This is a genomic window from Streptomyces sp. 2323.1 (assembly GCF_900221035.1).
In the GTDB taxonomy this organism is placed as follows: domain Bacteria; phylum Actinomycetota; class Actinomycetes; order Streptomycetales; family Streptomycetaceae; genus Streptomyces; species Streptomyces sioyaensis.
The window spans coordinates 7,918,113-7,934,524 of the sequence record NZ_LT907981.1; the positions used below are offsets into that span (position 1 = coordinate 7,918,113).

Annotated in this window: 16 protein-coding genes; 11 read left to right on the forward strand and 5 right to left on the reverse strand. The window is 72.3% G+C overall.

Going from position 1 to position 16,412, the window contains the following annotated elements; genetic code table 11:
• Nucleotides 1-149 precede the first annotated feature (149 nt).
• Nucleotides 150-338, reverse strand: a complete 189-nt coding sequence (locus tag CPH93_RS37470) for an SHOCT domain-containing protein (protein ID WP_093481499.1) — start codon at nucleotides 336-338, stop codon at nucleotides 150-152.
• 415 nt (nucleotides 339-753) lie between these two features.
• On the opposite strand from CPH93_RS37470, the gene CPH93_RS33945 reads away from it, so the two are divergent.
• On the forward strand, nucleotides 754-1,140 hold the full coding sequence (locus CPH93_RS33945) for a DUF7144 family membrane protein (RefSeq protein WP_096215050.1): 387 nt from the start codon (nucleotides 754-756) through the stop codon (nucleotides 1,138-1,140).
• Between the two features lie 379 nt (nucleotides 1,141-1,519).
• A complete protein-coding gene (locus tag CPH93_RS33950) occupies nucleotides 1,520-2,161 on the forward strand; it encodes a DUF2238 domain-containing protein (protein ID WP_443031418.1) in 642 nt (213 codons plus the stop codon).
• 96 nt (nucleotides 2,162-2,257) lie between these two features.
• Here the strand turns inward: CPH93_RS33950 and gntA are convergent, their stop codons facing one another.
• Both gntA and CPH93_RS35980 read right to left on the reverse strand, forming a co-directional pair.
• The gene (gntA, locus tag CPH93_RS33955) at nucleotides 2,258-2,935 is read right to left on the reverse strand and encodes a guanitoxin biosynthesis heme-dependent pre-guanitoxin N-hydroxylase GntA (protein WP_093481496.1); all 678 of its coding nucleotides are present in this window, start codon (nucleotides 2,933-2,935) and stop codon (nucleotides 2,258-2,260) included.
• A 358-nt stretch (nucleotides 2,936-3,293) separates the two neighbouring features.
• Nucleotides 3,294-3,947, reverse strand: coding sequence for a hypothetical protein (locus CPH93_RS35980; RefSeq protein ID WP_159395106.1), 654 nt, complete (start codon nucleotides 3,945-3,947; stop codon nucleotides 3,294-3,296).
• 660 nt (nucleotides 3,948-4,607) lie between these two features.
• Here CPH93_RS35980 and CPH93_RS33970 point away from each other — a divergent pair.
• From CPH93_RS33970 to CPH93_RS33980, 3 genes are read left to right on the forward strand one after another with little or no spacing between them, the layout of a single operon-like run.
• Nucleotides 4,608-4,817, forward strand: coding sequence for a ferredoxin (locus CPH93_RS33970; RefSeq protein ID WP_096215706.1), 210 nt, complete (start codon nucleotides 4,608-4,610; stop codon nucleotides 4,815-4,817).
• Nucleotides 4,807-6,171, forward strand: coding sequence for an NAD(P)/FAD-dependent oxidoreductase (locus CPH93_RS33975; RefSeq protein WP_096215053.1), 1,365 nt, complete (start codon nucleotides 4,807-4,809; stop codon nucleotides 6,169-6,171). The genes CPH93_RS33970 and CPH93_RS33975 overlap by 11 nt, the downstream gene beginning before the upstream one ends.
• Nucleotides 6,172-6,209: 38 nt before the next feature.
• Nucleotides 6,210-7,427 (forward strand): cytochrome P450, encoded by a 1,218-nt coding sequence (locus tag CPH93_RS33980; protein WP_096215054.1) that lies wholly within the window; start codon nucleotides 6,210-6,212, stop codon nucleotides 7,425-7,427.
• Between the two features lie 96 nt (nucleotides 7,428-7,523).
• On the opposite strand, the gene CPH93_RS33985 is transcribed toward CPH93_RS33980, so the two are convergent.
• Nucleotides 7,524-7,931: a hypothetical protein gene (locus CPH93_RS33985; protein ID WP_096215055.1), complete on the reverse strand. Its 408-nt coding sequence runs from the start codon at nucleotides 7,929-7,931 to the stop codon at nucleotides 7,524-7,526.
• A 257-nt stretch (nucleotides 7,932-8,188) separates the two neighbouring features.
• A complete protein-coding gene (locus CPH93_RS33990; RefSeq protein WP_231977065.1) occupies nucleotides 8,189-9,676 on the reverse strand; it encodes an alpha/beta hydrolase in 1,488 nt (495 codons plus the stop codon).
• A gap of 172 nt (nucleotides 9,677-9,848) precedes the next feature.
• Between CPH93_RS33990 and CPH93_RS33995 the strand changes: the two genes are divergently transcribed.
• The 6 genes from CPH93_RS33995 to CPH93_RS34020 are packed head-to-tail and all read left to right on the forward strand — an operon-like array spanning nucleotide 9,849 to nucleotide 16,410.
• Nucleotides 9,849-11,105: an ATP-grasp domain-containing protein gene (locus CPH93_RS33995; protein ID WP_096215056.1), complete on the forward strand. Its 1,257-nt coding sequence runs from the start codon at nucleotides 9,849-9,851 to the stop codon at nucleotides 11,103-11,105.
• Complete coding sequence (locus CPH93_RS34000; RefSeq protein WP_096215057.1) at nucleotides 11,102-11,968, forward strand: Rossmann-like domain-containing protein; 867 nt, start codon at nucleotides 11,102-11,104, stop codon at nucleotides 11,966-11,968. The genes CPH93_RS33995 and CPH93_RS34000 overlap by 4 nt, the downstream gene beginning before the upstream one ends.
• Nucleotides 11,965-13,152, forward strand: coding sequence for a PLP-dependent cysteine synthase family protein (locus CPH93_RS34005; protein ID WP_096215058.1), 1,188 nt, complete (start codon nucleotides 11,965-11,967; stop codon nucleotides 13,150-13,152). The genes CPH93_RS34000 and CPH93_RS34005 overlap by 4 nt, the downstream gene beginning before the upstream one ends.
• Nucleotides 13,149-14,237, forward strand: a complete 1,089-nt coding sequence (locus tag CPH93_RS34010) for a dipeptide epimerase (RefSeq protein ID WP_096215059.1) — start codon at nucleotides 13,149-13,151, stop codon at nucleotides 14,235-14,237. The genes CPH93_RS34005 and CPH93_RS34010 overlap by 4 nt, the downstream gene beginning before the upstream one ends.
• Nucleotides 14,234-15,622, forward strand: coding sequence for an MFS transporter (locus tag CPH93_RS34015; protein WP_093648380.1), 1,389 nt, complete (start codon nucleotides 14,234-14,236; stop codon nucleotides 15,620-15,622). The genes CPH93_RS34010 and CPH93_RS34015 overlap by 4 nt, the downstream gene beginning before the upstream one ends.
• Complete coding sequence (locus CPH93_RS34020; protein ID WP_093648378.1) at nucleotides 15,619-16,410, forward strand: class I SAM-dependent DNA methyltransferase; 792 nt, start codon at nucleotides 15,619-15,621, stop codon at nucleotides 16,408-16,410. Before CPH93_RS34015 ends, CPH93_RS34020 begins: the two co-directional genes overlap by 4 nt.
• Nucleotides 16,411-16,412: the final 2 nt, after the last annotated feature.

Below are 16,412 nucleotides of genomic sequence, written 5' to 3' on the forward strand. Positions count from 1 at the left end.
GGGGGACATCCGATCGTATATGCGCCATGTGCACGTCACTCGGGGGACTGGCGCAGTCCAGCCAGAGTTTCCGGCCGGTGTGACGGCTGGGCAGGTTCGGGGTAAGGCGAGCGCGGAGGCCACGGGGCCCGCGGGGGACCCGCAGGGCGTCAGGATTCCAGGAGCTTCCGCTTCTCCGCCTCGAATTCGGCGTCGGTGAGCGCCCCTTGAGCCTTCAATTCGGTCAGCTTCTTCAGCTGGGCGATCTTGAGGCTCATGTCGTCGGGGGGATCCGTGTCAGGCGGTCCGGCATCGTTTCCGCCGCCTTGCCTCTCCTGCTCGTAGTCCTGATCACTCACGGGGACACCTCGCTCACTCTCCGGCTCGCACCCTGCCCTGGAGTGCGGCTCCGGGCACATCGGGCCGAATCCGCGGCCCACGGTCTCCATTGCACCGCCCCGCGCAGCCGCCCGCATTTTGGTGGCGCGGCGGACCTGAGGAAAAGGCCCGTGCGTGCGGAGAACCGGGACACTCGACGATAGTGACGGGTCCCCCGAACGGCCGGATGGCCGTATGCCGATTTCCCGGAGCCGGCCGGGGCGGGAGCGCACCGCGGCCTTCTCTATTGCGCAGCCTTCTCTGCTCCGGTGCGGTCAAATGGTCGGACCCGGCGGTGAGATGCGCCGGGAACATACCCGTGGAACCTTGGAAGGGTTCCCAGCGCACCCCGGCAGGTGGCCGGTCGGCAGCTACTCTTCCGCAACGAGGCGAGCCATGACCAAAACCAAATCCGTCACCGGGTGGACGAGGTTTGCCGCAGTGCTGCTGGTATTCGGCGGCGCCATGACGATTCTCGCGGGCATTTCCGCCATCGCCAACGACAGGATTTTCCTCACCACCCGGCACTATCTCTTCTCCTTCGACGTCATCGGCTGGGGCTGGGCCCATCTGATCCTGGGAATCGTCATCCTGCTGGCCGGCCTCTCGCTCTTCAAGGGAGCGACCTGGGCACGCATCGTCGCGGTGATCCTGGCGGGCCTCGGCGCCGTCGCGAATTTCCTCTGGATCCCGCACTACCCGTTCTGGGCCCTCACCCTTCTGGCCATCGACATCGTCATCATCTGGGCGCTGTGCGTGGGCGACCGGCGCGCCCACACCTGACGCCGCGGACGCCGGGCTGACCGGGCGTGCCGCCGCGACCGTCACAAGGCCCTCGACCCTGCCTGACCGGCGCTCTGACCAGGTGTTTCCGAGCAGGTGTTGCTGTGCAGGTTTGGCGGCCCTCCCGCCGCCGCCACGGCCGTCCGGCGCCCGGCGCGGATCTGAGTGGATCTGAGTAGCGGTACTCATGACAGCGCCCACGGCGCGCCGGGACGCTGAAGCGGATGAGTGCGCGTGGCGGGTAGGACCGACCCGGTCCCGTACGGGGCGCTGCGACGGCCGAGAGCCGCCGTATGCGCCGTACGTGGGGACCGCGGTCTGCCCGTTCCCCCCTGGGCGGACCGCGCCGACCCGTACCCCACGTCTTCGAGGCTGATCCATGAAGGCCATGACCGTTCCCCGCACGCTGCCGCCGGCGCTGGCCGCGGCCGTGCTCCTCGCCCTGGCCCTGTCGGGCCTGAGCCCGCACGACCGCCCCACCTGGCTGATGGAGACCTGCTGGGTGATCGTCGGCCTGCCGCTGCTGGTCGTGGTCTGGAGGCGCTTCCCGCTCAGCCCGCTGCTGTGCGCTCTGCTCGCCCTGCACGCGCTGATCCTGATCGTCGGCGGCCACTACACCTACTCCGAGGTTCCGCTGGGCCACTGGCTGCAGGACGCCCTGGACCTCTCCCGCAATCCGTACGACCGCATCGGGCATCTGGCCCAGGGCTTTGTGCCCGCCATCCTGGTACGCGAGCTGCTGGTCCGTACCTCCCCCTTGCGCGGCAGCGCCTGGCTGGCTCCGCTGACCGTCTGCGCATGCCTGGCGTTCAGCGCGTTCTTCGAGCTGATCGAGTGGTGGACGGCGCTGGTGCGCGGGGCCGCGGCCGATGCCTTCCTCGCCACGCAGGGGGACCGCTGGGACACCCAGTGGGACATGGCCTGCGCTCTCCTCGGAGCGGTCGTCTCGCTCCTGCTCCTCAGCCGCCTCCACGACCGTCAGCTCGCTCGCTACGGCATCGTGCGGGCGCCGACCGCCTGACGGCCGGGTCGCCGGCGGCGCCACCGCAGTGCGGCGGCGGGCATCCGCCGGCCGGGCCGCCCCGGCCCGGCCGCTCGTCGGAGGGAGTCCACGCGCTCAGACCCGGGCGGAGAACGGGCAGGCCCAGTCGGACGGCTTGGGCCGGCCCGAGTAGCGGCGGGCCTCGGAGAGCTTCTCGTACTCCAGGAGGTTGGGGTTGATGTCGCCCTGCAGCAGGATGTCCTGCTTGCGTATCTTCTCCTGCAGCCGGTCCCACAGGCCGGCGGCCTTTATCCGGTTGAACTGGTCGTGCGAGTTGAAGGCCAGCATCGGGAAGGGTGGGCGGCGGCCGATGCGGCGGTGGGTTTCGTGCAGCCCGATCACGAAGAACGGGTGGCCGGCGACGCTGTACGCGAACGCACCCGACGACGGGTCGGGGTCGTACCCCTCGGCCCAGGCGTGCGAGCGGCTGTCATGGTCGTGCACCGCCTGCAGGTGCTGCCACAGCAGCTGCTCGAACTCGGTCTCCTCCAGTTGCAGCGGACCCGAGAACGTGGCCACGAAGCTGGTGAAGGGTTTGGCGTCCCAGTCCACCGTCTCCACATACGTCTGCAGATCGGCCGCCATCTGCTCGGCCGCCGCATCATCCCCGAACCAGGTGTAATGGCGGTGCGTGATGCCCCCCTGTCGCCAGGCCGAACGGCCCGCGAGACAGGCAAAGGAATCGCCGAGCAGGAACTGCCCGACTTCGGTGGCGGCGGTGGCGGCCGAGGTGGCGATGGCGTCAACCGTCATGTTCGTGACCTTCGGTGAGGGGGGCATTACCCGAGGTGGGGCCCGGTTGGGAGTAGGACCCTGGCAGTCAAGATCGGTCGAGGCCGGTTCGTCAAGATACTTCCGGAGAGCCCCTTCGAAGTACCCCCGCCGACAGCGTCAGGACCGCGGCTGCGGCGGTCTGATCGCTGCCGGTCCCGCCACGCTCCGTGCCCGCCCACGCGGCTGCCGGGGCCCGCACGCCCCGGACACCGGTCGGCCGGTCCGAGCCCTGCGCCGGCGGCTCGGACGGGCGGCTGATCCGTCCCGTCCGCCTGCTGCGGCGGGCCGGGGGCGGCCCGCGGGCGGCTGCGCGGCAGACGGGATCGAGGAAGGCGGGTCAGACTGAGGCGGGCGCGGCTTCCTCAGAGGCGTCCACGGCATCCTTCGCCTTGGTCCCGGTACCGGCCGGGGCAGCGGGGGCGGGGCGGGAGTAGAAGACGCTCCGTCCCTGCTTGCTGCGGTGCGCCAGCCCCTTGGCGACGAGCGAGGTCTCCAGGGTGTTGCGCACGGCGGTCTCCGGAGCGCCGTGGTCCGGGTGCTCCTGCGCCAGCAGCTTGGTCATTTCCGCCACTGTGCGCGGCTGCTCGTCGAGCAGCGCGAGCACGCGGTCGGCGCGAGTGGAGTTCTTCTGCCGTGCCTTGACCCGGGCCGTTGTGGCCTTCCGGGTCTTCTTCGTGCCTCCCGCAACCTTGGCCGGGGGTTTCTTCGCGCTTCGCGCCGCCTTGGCGGGGGCCTTCTTCGCCGCCTTCTTCGCCGGCTTCGCCTTCGGCGCGGTGGTGTCCGACCGTCGCGCCGCGGGCACCGTCACCGGAGGCGCCACCTCGGCGTCGGACTCCGCGGGCTGCGGCGCTACGGGTTCCTCCGGTGCCTGAGTTCCGAGGTGCAGCTGGATGTCCTCCAGCTTCGACCTGAGCTTCTGCAGCTCGTCGATTTCGAGTGTGATGCGCTCCAGCTTGGCAGCCACCTGTGCAGCGAACTCCGAGTCTGACATGACAACAGCCTGCTCTCTCTCGCCTGATCGATCTGCGGTTGGCTGGATGTTACTCATCTCTCTCCGCAATTAACCCAAGGTCTCTTGTTCTTGCCCTGGGGGTGCTTGGTCGATGAGAGTAATGTTGTCGCCGAACCTGCCTTTCCGTGCGGGGAGTTGGGCTCTTCTCCAGACTGTCTGAGCAGGGAAGAAAAGAGTCTGTAATGAGCCATCCGAGAGATGGCCGGGGCCCCGCGGCCGTCGCGCCACAGAACTGAACTGCACCCGTTTTTCACTCCTTTGAGGCTTTTGATCGAAGGATCGGCATGGTCTTGTTCGGTGTCATGGGATCGTTCGGTGTCGGTGTTGGTGTGGGGCCTTTCCGTTGGTGTGGGTGTCGGTGCGGAGGGGCGTCGCGGGAGCGGACCAGGGTGTGGGGCTTGTGCTGTACGGCATGACGTCGGCCTGCGACAACAGTGCCCCTCCATATGACGTCGGCCTGCGAAAACAGTTCCCCTTCCGTTCCTCGAAATGACCGGGTCCACAGACCTCGCCCCACCTTCGCCGAGCACCCCGCGCAACCCCCCGAATGGCCCAGCATCACCTGCGCCGCACCGGGATCGGCAGTAGACAGAGGCGACGGGTATGACGAGGCACCGGCAGCGGGAGGAGTGGCTCGGGATGCATGTCGTCGTCGATCTCAATCGCTGTCAGGGCTATGCGCAGTGCGCGTTCCTCGCTCCCCGCGTGTTCACGATGCACGGCGAGGAGAGTCTGCTGTACACCCCGGTTGCTTCGGAGGACCAGCGGGAACGGGTGCAGCGGGCCGTGGCCGCATGTCCGGTGCAGGCGATCCTCGTGGGCGAGGAGGCGGGCGCCGGTGCTCGGTGAACCACGCGACGGCCGGATCGTCATCGTCGGCGCGTCGCTCACCGGTCTGCGGGCGGCCGAGACGCTGCGTGCGGAGGGTTTCACCGGCTCGCTGACCCTGATCGGGGAGGAGGAACATCCCCCGTACGACAGGCCGCCGTTGTCCAAACAGGTCTTGCTCGGGAAGGTACCCGCGGCCGAGACCGGGCTGCCGCAGCGCCGTCGGCTCGACGCACACTGGAGGCTCGGTGTGCGTGCGGCCGGGCTCGACCCGGTCGGGAAACGGGTGCTCCTCGCCGATGGTGCGGACGTGCCCTTCGACCGGCTGCTGATTGCCACCGGAACCCGTTCCCGGCCCTGGCCGAACCCGGACGAGGCCGCCATGGACGGGGTGTTCACCCTGCGCACCAGGGAGGACGCGGCCGGACTCGCCGCGCGTCTGGATGCCGGGCCGCGCCGGGTGCTGGTCGTCGGTGCCGGGTTCACCGGCTCGGAGATCGCGTCCGCCTGCCGGGAGCGCGGACTCGATGTGACGGTTGCGGAGCGAGGGCCGGCGCCTCTGGTCGGCGCGCTCGGCGGGGCGTTGGGCGAGCTCGCGGCGAAGCTCCAGCGTGCGCACGGGGTCGACCTGCGCTGCGGGGTGACGGTCACCGCCCTGGAGGGCAACGGCCGGCTCACCGGCGCCCAGTTCTCCGACGGGACGAGGATCGACGCCGACATCGCCGTGATCGCTCTCGGTGCGGTCCGCAACACCGAGTGGCTCGCCGAATCGGGGCTCGCCGCGGGCCCGCGGGGAGTGACCTGCGACGCGGGGTGCCGCGCCTTCGACATGTACGGAATCGTCACCGACGACATCTTCGCCGCCGGTGATGTGGCCCGGTTCCCGCACCCGCTGTTCGAGTATCAGCTGCTGTCCCTGGAGCACTGGGGCAACGCCGTTGCGCAAGCCGAGGTGGCGGCGCACAACATGGTCAACCCCGGACCGCGCAGGCGCCCGCACCTGACGGTACCGGCGTTCTGGTCCAGCCAGTTCGGCCTCAACATCAAGTCCGTCGGGGTGCCCACGTTCTCCGACCAGGTGGTCATCGCCCAGGGCTCGCTCAAGGACGCCCGGCTGGTCGCCGTCTACGGCTATCGGGGGCGGGTCACCGCGGCCGTGAGCGTGAACCAGGCCCGGTCGCTGGAGTATTACCAGCACCTGATCGAGACGGCGGCGCCGTTCCCGCCCGCCCCGGGTGCCGCCGACCAGAGAGAGTCCCCGGTGGCCATCCCCTCCGACGTACCGGACCCCAAGGTGCTCTCGCACGGTCCGACCGTCGCCCTGACCGGCCACCTGCCGGACCGGCGTCTGACCGTGGTGCAGCCGGCCCGCTGAGACCACCGCCACTCCCTAGCGATGAGGAGCCCCCGCCCATGGCTGCGGACACCCTGTTCCAGCGGATCACCGATTACGCGCACCGTGCCGACCCCTATCCGCTCTACGCCGAACTCCGCGAGAACGGGGTGGCGCGGCAGGACGACGGCAGCTATCTGGTCGGGACGTACCACGAGATCGCAGCGCTGCTCCACGACCCCCGGATCAGTTCGGACCGGCGCCATCGCACCGCACCCGACGAGACCGCGGGCGCGGAGGAGGCGCTGCCGCCGTCCTTCATCGGACTCGACGACCCCGAGCACCACCGGCTGCGCGGCCTGGCGATGCGCTCCTTCGGCCCGCCCCACACACCGGACCGGATCGACGGCATGCACGAGGAGATCACCCGCATCGCGCAGGACCTCATCGCCGACTTCCAGGGCAAGGAACGGATCGATGTCGTCGATGATTTCGCCTATCCGCTTCCCGTCACCGTGATCTGCCGGCTGCTGGGCGTACCGACCGAGGACGAGCCGCGGTTCCGTCTGTGGTCGGACGCGATCGTTGCCGGTTTCGACCCCACCCCCGGGGAGGACCCCGTGGAGCGGCAGCGTGCCGGCACGGAGGCCCGGAAGGCGATGGGGCTGTATCTGGGCGAGCTCGCCGAGCGGCGCCGCGGCCACCCCTCCGACGACATGCTCTCCGCCTTCGTCAACGACGCGGGCCCCGGCGGGCAGCTCACCCCGCTGGAGACCATGACCACCGCCGTCCTGCTGCTCATCGCCGGCCACGAGACGACCGTCAACCTGATCACCAACGGTATGCTCACCCTGCTGCGCCACCCCGACGCGCTGGAGCGCCTGCGCAGCGAACCGGCGTTGATGCCCCTGGCGGTAGAGGAGCTGCTGCGCTTCGAGCCACCCGTCCAGATGCTGCCGCAGCGCACCCCGCTGGCCGACGTCGAGGTCGCGGGCATCACGGTTCCCCGGGGTTCCCCCCTCATACTGATGCTCGCCTCCGGCAATCGCGACCCCCGGCGGTTCTCCGACCCGGACCGCTTCGACCCCGCGCGCGAGGACAACCAGCACCTCGGCTTCGGCAGTGGGGTGCACAGCTGCTTCGGCGCGCCGCTGGCCCGTCTGGAGACGCAGATCGCGCTGCATGAGCTCCTCCAGCACCTCGACACTCCCCGCCTGGTCGAGGACCCGCCTGAGTACCGGCGCAGCCCCGTACTGCGCGGCCCGCGGCATCTGTTCATCGAGCGCGGCGGGGTGTGAGCGGGCGGTAACCGGAGCACTGGCGCGCTGCTGCGCCGGGTGGTGTTGCGCGGTCCGGGCCGAGGCCGAGGTATCCCGGGCCGCGCCACCACCACCTCAGCTCGGCTGCTCCTTGCTCCCGCCGCCGCCACCGCTACGCCAGTTGGTCGACCGACTCGCGACGCTGCCGTCATCGACGTGCAGCTTGGCGTCGGCGATCTCAGCCGCGAACGTGGCAGTGATGTGGGCGGCAACCGCCTGACGGGCCGCCAGGGACGTCGTGTCGTCGATGTTCGTACTGCTGTTGTCGACGCCGCGCAGGTACGCCCCGCCGAATACCCAGTCGCGGTGGTCGACCTTCGGGTGGAGGTCGATCAGGCAGGTGATGTCGCCCTTCGTGGCGCGGATCGCCTTCTTGGTGAAACTCTTGCGCTCCTCCCAGGCCCACTGCCAGGAGTGCACGTCCGTGGCGATGGCCTCGAACGCGGCGACGGTGCGATCGGTCGGAGAAGTAGCTGTCGACACGGTGGCTCCCCCTACGGGGGCATTCCACTAGGACCGGGCTTTCCGGTCTGTACCCCCGGATTTCAGTTTGCTGCTGGGTGGATGCCCGCGCTACCGATTCGACTTCTTCCGCACGGCGGCACCGAGGGCTCACACACGTACTGAGCCGGCGCGGATGCGGTGCAGGCACCCGCCGGCGTGAGCCGGCGCCAGGCGAGGCGGCGCCGGGGGTGAGGCGGCGCGGCCGGCCCGGGTGCCGCTGTACCTGCGGGGCCGGATCAGGGCCTGGGCAGTCCGGGCCCCGCGCAGTGCACATCGGTGCGCGGCACCCTGCCGTCGACCAGATAGGCCGCGGCCGCACCGTCCACACAGCTGTTGCCCCGACTGGCGAACACCCCGTGGGAGTAGTCGTCGTGCAGGGTGACAAGGCGTGAACCGGGGAGCCGCCGCTGTAGTGCCCGGGCCCCTTCGATGGGGGTGACGGGGTCGTGCGCGGAGGCGATCAGCAGGACGGGTGGGGCCTGGGGGCTGCCGAGCGGTGTGGGGTGTGCGGGCCGGTGGTGCCAGTACGCGCACACCGAGGCCTCCATCCCGGTGAGCACCGGCTGCGGGTCGAGTCGCCGCATCCGCCGGATGTCGGCCAGGACGCGGGACGGCGCGGGCGCCGGTCCGTCAGCGCACTTGACGGTGCGGTTGGCGGCTTCATACGTCCGTGACGCGGCGCCGTCGAAGGGCTCTGCCGGGCGCAGCGGCCCGACGGTGCCGTCGCGCAGGTAGCTGCGCAGGCCGTCGGCGAGGCCCGCCCAGCGCTCGGTGCGGCCCAGTGCCCGGTACACGGTGCGGTCGAACTCCGCGGGGCCGAAGCCGTTCACGGGGTGCCGCGCAAGCCCGTCACGCACCCGCTGGTACGCGGCGCGCACCGCCGCCCCGTCGGCGCCGAGCCCGAAACGCTGCGCAGAGCGGGCAGCCCACGCGAAGAACACCTCCCGCTGGCGCACCAACGCCTTGCTCTGGCGGAGATCGAAGTCGTACCACCCCCAGGGCCCGACGACGCTGTCCAGCACCATCCGGCCGACCCGGTGGGGGTACTGGGCGGCGTACGCGGCCCCGAGGTAGCTGCCGTACGAGACGCCGAGGAAGCCGATGCGGCGCTCGCCGAGCGCGGCCCGTATGGCGTCCATGTCGCGGGCGGTCTCCGTGGTCGACAGATGCGGCAGGGCGTCCTTGACGCCCCGGGCGCAGTCGTCCGCGGTCCCCCGCAGCCCGTCGAGATACGCCTTCTCGGCCGTCCGTCCCACCGGCACCGGATCAGGCCCCGGGCTGTCGAAGAGACCGCCCATCGGTCCGCAGTCCGCGGGTGTGCTGTGGCCGGTGCCGCGCGGATCGAAGCCGATCACGTCGTACGAACGGCGCACCTGCTCGGGCAGTTTGGCGCGCTTGGTCACGGCGTAGGCCAGGCCGGGGCCGCCGGGCCCGCCCGGGTTGACCAGCAGGACGCCGCGCCGTTCGGACGCCGGTCCGGAGGCGCGGACGCGGGATATGGCGAGGCGGAGCTGCTTGCCGTCCGGGTGGCTGCGGTCCAACGGGACGTGCAGAGCGGCGCATTCGACGCGGTCGGGGGCGGGCGGGTCCGGTACGGAGGCCGGGCAGGCACCGAAGTGGAGGGCGGGGGCCGGGGGAGCGGCGTGCACCGGGGCGGCCGGGAGGGCGGCGGCGGTGACCGCGAGGGCGCAGAGCAGGCCCGTGCGGCGTGGGGCAGATATCACGGATCTCGCAATCGGAGAGCGGCGGAGGGAGGAGGCTGTGCAGGTTGGTGTTGAAAATGATTATCGTTTACAGTGTGGCTCGGTCAAGCCCGATGGTCCTCACCGGGGCTCCGCCGCCCCCTGGGGACGTGCCACCACCACGCCCCAACACCGCCCGCGACGAAGGGAAACCGTGGCTCATCTGCTGATGGTCGAAAGCTGGGTCGGCGCGATGAGCAGGCTGCTCCCGCGTGCGATCCGGGAAGCCGGACACGAGTTCACCTTCCTCACCCGCGATCTGCACCACTACCTGCGCACCGCGCCCGAGGGCACCGCCCACCCGCTGCTCGGCGCCCGTCATGTGCTGACCGCCGACACCAACGACCTCGAAACTCTGTTGCCGTACGTCGAGGGGCTGCACCCCGCGCTCGGCTTCGACGGGGTGCTCACGTCCTGCGACTACTACCTCCCGACGGCCGCGCGGATCGCCGGCCGTCTCCACCTGCCCGGCCCGGCACCCGCGGCGGTCGAGAACGCCTGCCGCAAGGACGCGACCCGGCGGCTGCTCGCCGCCGCAGGGCTGCCCGGCCTCCGCTTCGCGGTCTGCGCGGACCGGTACGCGGCCGCCGTCGCCGCGGTGGAGATCGGCTATCCGCTGGTGCTCAAGCCCGTCGACCTGTGCGCGGGCATGTTCGTGCGGCGTATCGACGACGAAGCGGAGCTGGTCGCCGCCTGCCGCGCGCTCGACGACTTCCCCGTCAACGCGCGCGGCCAGCGCCGGGCACCCGTGTTCCTCCTCGAAGAGCTGCTGCACGGTCCCGAAGTCAGCGTCGAGACCGTGACGTTCGACGGCCATACCCAGGTGATCGGGGTGACCGACAAGAGCGTCGGCGGTGCACCGGCCTTCGTCGAGACCGGCCATATGTTCCCCGCCGAGATCCCGGCGGACGACGCGGCAGCGGCCGGGGAGACCGCCCGCCGGGCGATCGCGGCGCTCGGGCTCGACGGCGTCGTGGCCCACACCGAGATCAAGCTGACGCCCGACGGGCCGCGCCTGGTCGAGGTCAACCCGCGGCCCGCCGGCAACCGCATCACCGAACTCGTCCGCCATGTCACCGGCATCGACCTCGCCGCCGCCGCGGTCGACGTGGCGCTGGGGCAGCGGCCCGATCTGCGGGCCCGGGACACCGGGCTGCGCAGCGCCGCGATCGGCTTCCTCGTGCCGCGGACCGCGGGTGTGCTGGCGGGGATCGACGGCGGCGACCTCGTGCGTCAGGCGCCGGACGTGCTCGAACTCCACCTCGCCGAGCCCGGCCAGGCCGTCAAGGAGACCGGCAGCAACAACGCGTACCTGGGACACGTCATGGCCGGTGATGCCGACGGCACGGCCGCCCGCCGCCGGGTCGAGGCGCTGCTGTCCGGGCTGCGCCCGCAGGTGGTGAACCGATGAACACGGCACTCACCCGCACCCCCGCCGTCACCACCCCGGCGCCGGCCGCCTCGTACGACGACCTGGTGACCCGGGTCCTCGACGGCGAGTTCGGGCCCGACCCGCGGACCCGGCGGATCGCCGCGGCCTTCAGCACCCGGCAGGCCGTACGCCACGAGGGCCGCAGCGGTGGCTACCGCAACGAAGTGCTGAGCCTGCGGCTGGACGCGGCGGTCGGCTCCTGCGCCGTGGAACCCGGCGCGCTGCCGGACGCCGCGGTCGAGGACTGTGTGGGCGCCGACATCGCCCGCCTCCTGGAACACCCGCTGCGCCCGGTGCGGGTGGCCGCGCTGGACGCGTACTTGATGCAGGTGCTGCCGCACACCCCGGCGCACGGGGCGCGGCCCTGGTCGCTGCCGGCCGGATCGTCGCTGCGGAAGTCGCGGGCCAGGGCGCGGGCCGTCACCGGGCTGCTCGACACCCCGCCCGGCACGCGGGTGCTGGTGATCGGAGTGGTCAACTCGCTGCTGGAGGCGCTGCGGACCCGCGGCATGTCGTACGTGCCCTGCGACCTCAAGGGCGGCACGACCGAGTGGGGCGAGGCCGTACGCACCGATGCGCTCGCCGAACTGGAGCGCTGCGACGCGGTGCTCGCCTCCGGGATGACCCTGGGCAACGGCAGTTTCGAGCCGCTGCGGGAACACGCACTGCGGCACGGCAAGCCCCTGGTGATGTTCGCGCAGACCGGGAGTGCGGTGCTGCCGCGCTTCCTCGGCTCCGGGGTGAGCGCCGTATGTGCCGAGCCCTACCCGTTCTTCTGGCTCGACGGCGGGCCGGGCAGCATCCACCGCTACCGCGCCCAGGCACCCGGAGCCGCCCGGTGACCACGGCCCTCCTTCGCCCCACCGGCAACCGGGAGCTGCTCGGCCTGCTCGGCCGCACCCCGCTCGCCCGCGTCACCACCGACCTGCCCTGCCCGCACCCCGGCTTCTGGGCCAAGCTCGAAGGGCTCGGCGCGGGCGGCATGAAGGCGCGCGCCGCGGTGTCCATGCTGCTCGGCGCCAGGGAACGCGGCGAACTGCCGCCCGGCGCCCCCGTGGTGGAGTCCACCTCCGGCACCCTCGGCATCGGACTGGCCTTCGCGGGCCAGGCGCTGGGCCATCCGGTCGTGCTGGTCGGCGACACCGAGCTGGAGCCGTCGATGCGCCGCCTGCTGCGGACCTACGGCGTCCGCCTCGAACTGGTCGACCGGCCGGCGGCCGAGGGCGGCTGGCAGGCGGCCCGGCTGGCCCGGCTGCGCCGGCTGCTCGCCGAGCTGCCCGGCGCGTACTGGCCCGACCAGTACAACAACCCCGACAACGTGGCCGGTTACGCCTCCCTCGCCGCCGAACTGGCCGCCGCACTGGACCACCTCGACATCCTGGTGTGCAGCGTCGGCACCGGCGGCCACAGCGCGGGCGTCATCGGCCCGCTGCGCCGGCACTGGCCGCACTTGCGGCTGATCGGCGTGGACGCCACCGGCTCGACCATCTTCGGCCAGCCCGCCAGGGCCCGGCTCATGCGGGGCCTGGGCAGCAGCATCCACCCGCGCAACGTCGCCTACGACGCCTTCGACGAGGTGCACTGGGTCGGCCCCGCCGAATCCGCGGACGCCTGCCGCAGACTGGCCACCGGCAACTTCGTCAGCGGCGGCTGGAGCACCGGCGCGGCCGCCCTCGTCGCCGCATGGGCCGCGCGCGTCCACCCCGGAGCCGTGGTCGCCACGGTCTTCCCCGACGGGCCGCAGCGCTACCTCCACAGCGTCTACGACGACGACTTCGCCGCCGCCCACGGCCTGGACCTGACCTGTGCCGCCACCCGCCCCGTCGAAATCCCGCACCCGCGGGCCGCGGAGGCGACGGGGTGGACCCGGTGCGGAACCGTCGCCGACCCACTCGCACCGGGTGGCCCGCTCGCCCCGGGGGACGACGGCCCGCCCGACCCCACCGGCCCGTGCCCGCTCCGCGTGCCCACCGCCACCGCCGCGCCCCGCCCCGACCGCCGAACCACCCGGGAAGAGACACCGTGAAGCTCCGCCACCACACCGTACGACTCCAACTGGCCGAGCCACTGCGGATCTCCCGCTCCACGATGGCCGCCCGCGACGCCGTCTGGCTCGCCGTCGAGCACCAGGGGCACCGCGGCTACGGAGAGGCCGTCACCAGTACGTACTACGGCCTGGACGCCGGCACGATCGGCCGGTGGCTGCAAGACACCGCGGCTGACCTCGCCCGCTGCGTCACCCCCGAGACCGCACTCGGCGCCCTGCGGGCCGGCGAACTGCCCGCGCCCGGTACGCCGCCGGCGGTGACCGCGGCGGTCGAGTCCGCGCTGCTCGACCTCGTCGGCAAGCGCGCCGGCCGCCCCGTCCACCAGCTGCTCGGCACCCCCGAGGCGCCGTGCGCCACCACCGCCCGCACCCTCGGCATCACCTCGCCCCGCGCGGCCGCCGAGCAGGCGGCCCGGCTGGCCCGGCAGGGCTTCTCCGTCCTCAAGGTCAAGGCCGGTGTCCCGGACCCCGACGACGACCTCGACCGCGTCCTGGCGGTCCGCAACGCCGCCCCGCACGCCCGGCTGCTGCTCGACCCCAACGGCGCCTGGACCCCGGCCCTGGCCGAGGTCCTGCTGCCCCGTTACGCCGCACTCGGGGTCGAGGCCGTCGAGCAGCCGCTCGCCCCCGGGGACCCCGAGGCGCTGGCCCGGCTCGCCGAACGGTCACCGCTGCCGGTCATCGCCGACGAGGACGCGGTCGGCGAGGAGGACGCCCGGCGGCTGGCCGGCCGGGTGCACGGCATCAACGTCAAGCTCGCGAAGTGCGGCGGGGCCACCGCGGCGCTGCGCATCGCCGACCTCCTCGCCGGCAGCGGCACCGCGCTGATGCTCGGCTGCCTGACGGCCAGCACGCTCGGCCTCGCACCGGCCGTCCACCTCGCCGACCGCGCCCGCTGGACCGACCTCGACGGCCATCTGCTGCTCGCCCACGACCCCTGGACCGGCATCGGCGGCACGGACGGCACCGTACGCGCCGGCCGGCGACCGGGCCTCGGCGTCCGCCCGGTCCGCCGCTCCCAGCCAGCCGGTGCCCCGGCCCACGGACAGGAGACACCCCAGTGAAGACCTGGCACGAGCTGCGCCGCTTCCCGCTCGCCATCCGCCTGCTGCTGGTCAACCAGTTCGGCGTCAACACCGGCTTCTATCTGCTCATTCCCTACCTTGCGGTGCACCTGGGGGAGGACCTGGGGATGTCCGCCGCGGTCGTCGGCATCGTGCTCGGCGTGCGCAATCTCAGCCAGCAGGGGCTGTTCCTCATCGGCGGCTCGGCGTCCGACCGGCTGGGCGCCCGCGGCGTCATCATCGCCGGCTGCGCGCTGCGGACCGTCGGCTTCGGGCTGTTCGCGCTCGGCGACGGCCTGGCCGTCCTGCTCGCCGCGTCCGTCCTCAGCGGGCTGGCCGGCGCGCTGTTCAACCCCGCCGTACGCGCCTTCCTCGCGCAGCAGGCGGGCAGCCGGCAGGCCGAGGCGTTCGCCCTCTTCAACGTCTTCGCCACCACGGGTGCCCTGGTCGGGCCGCTGCTCGGCAGCGCCCTGCTGCTCGTCGACTTCCGCGTCGCCGCACTCACCGCCGCCGCGCTCTTCGCCCTGCTCACCGTTGCCCAGGCCCTGGTGCTGCCTGCCGGCGAGGTCGCCCCGGCGGCGGGCGGTGTCCTCGCCGACTGGCGCGAGGTGCTCGGCAACCGCGTCTTCCTGGCTTTCGCGCTGGCGATGGTCGGCATGTTCACCCTGCAGAACCAGCTGTACCTGCTGCTGCCCGACGGCGCGCGGCGGGCCACCGGCTGGGACGGCGCGGCCGGCCTGGTCTTCCTCGTCGGCACCCTCGCCAACCTCGCGCTCCAGATGCGCCTCACCCGGGCGCTCAAGGAGCGCGGGGAGCGGGCGCGGTGGATCGGCGCCGGGCTCGTCCTGATGGGCCTGGCCTTCGTCCCGCCGATGGCCGTCGCGGGCCTGGACGCCCCGCCCGGCGGCCCCGGTGACGCCGTGCTGCGGTCCCTTCCGGTGCTGGCCGGCGCGCTGCTGCTCTATCTGGGCGTCATGATCGCCCAGCCGTTCGTGATGGAGCTGATCCCCGCCTTCGGCCGCGCCGAACTCACCGGCACCTACTTCGGATTGTTCTACGTCGTCTCCGGCGTCGCCGCGGCCGTGGGCAACACCGTCGTCGGCTGGGCCATGGACACCGGGTCGCGGATGCGGACGCCCTGGCTGCCATGGGCGTGCTGTCTGGCCTTCGGACTGCTCTCCGCGGCCGGCGTCGCCTGGCTGCACCGGCTGCGGGGGCTGCCGGGGCGGACGACGGGGGAGACGGAGCTGCCCGCACCGGACGGGGCGGCGACGCCCACCGGGGCGGACGGGGCCCCGCCGGCCGAAGTGCCCGCAGCGACCGCGCCGGACGAGGCGACGACAACGGCCGAGCCGGCCCCGGCGACGGAAAGAGCGAGACGATGACCAGCGCCAACCTGCTGACCGACAACCCGGAGCTGTACGAGGCACGCTTCCCCGACGCCGAGCGGCTGGCCGGCCGCTGGGCCGAGGACTGTCTGCGACGACACCGTGCGGGCCGACGCGTCCTGGACCTCGGCTGCGGCACCGGCCGCGACGCCGCGCAGCTGCACCGGGCCGGCCGCCGCGTGGTCGGCGCCGACCTCTCCGCCGCGATGCTGGCGTACGCCCGCACCCACCACCCGGGGCCGGAATACGTACGGGCCGACCTGCGCGGGTTCGACCTCCCGGCCGGCCCCTTCGACGCCGTCGTCTGCCTGGACAGCGCCCTGCTCTACTGCCACACCCACACCGAACTCGACGGCTTCCTCGCCTCTTGCCGACGCGGTCTGGTGCCCGGCGGACTGCTCGTGGCCGAGATGCGCAACGGCGCGTTCTTCCTTGGCCGGACGGAGCTGCTCGACGCCCCGGCCGTACACGCCTTCAGCTGGCAGGGCACCGCCTACACCTCCACCACCACGCTGTCCGTCGACCGCACGGCCCAGCTCCTGCGCCGTATCCGCGTCTGGACCGCCGACGACGGCTCCCCGCCGCACGAGCAGCGCTCCGCATGGCGGTTGCTCTTCCCGCAGGAACTCCACCAGGTGCTCGCTGCGCACGGCTTCCAGGTCCTCGAACTGCACGACGGGCCGGGGCCGCGGACGGTGCCCGCCTGGCAGGAGGGCTCCGTGCCGGGCACGTCCGCCGACGGGGACCGGCTCCACCTCGTCGCCCGGCTGACCGGAAACACCTGACG

Coding starts and splice junctions, on each gene's coding strand:
- CPH93_RS34000 (WP_096215057.1), top strand. CDS start 11,102: ATGAACACGGCACTCACCCGCACCCCCGCCGTCACCACCCCGGCGCCG.
- CPH93_RS33950 (WP_443031418.1), top strand. CDS start 1,520: ATGAAGGCCATGACCGTTCCCCGCACGCTGCCGCCGGCGCTGGCCGCG.
- CPH93_RS35980 (WP_159395106.1), bottom strand. CDS start 3,947: ATGTCAGACTCGGAGTTCGCTGCACAGGTGGCTGCCAAGCTGGAGCGC.
- CPH93_RS33945 (WP_096215050.1), top strand. CDS start 754: ATGACCAAAACCAAATCCGTCACCGGGTGGACGAGGTTTGCCGCAGTG.
- CPH93_RS33970 (WP_096215706.1), top strand. CDS start 4,608: ATGCATGTCGTCGTCGATCTCAATCGCTGTCAGGGCTATGCGCAGTGC.
- gntA (WP_093481496.1), bottom strand. CDS start 2,935: ATGACGGTTGACGCCATCGCCACCTCGGCCGCCACCGCCGCCACCGAA.
- CPH93_RS33980 (WP_096215054.1), top strand. CDS start 6,210: ATGGCTGCGGACACCCTGTTCCAGCGGATCACCGATTACGCGCACCGT.
- CPH93_RS34020 (WP_093648378.1), top strand. CDS start 15,619: ATGACCAGCGCCAACCTGCTGACCGACAACCCGGAGCTGTACGAGGCA.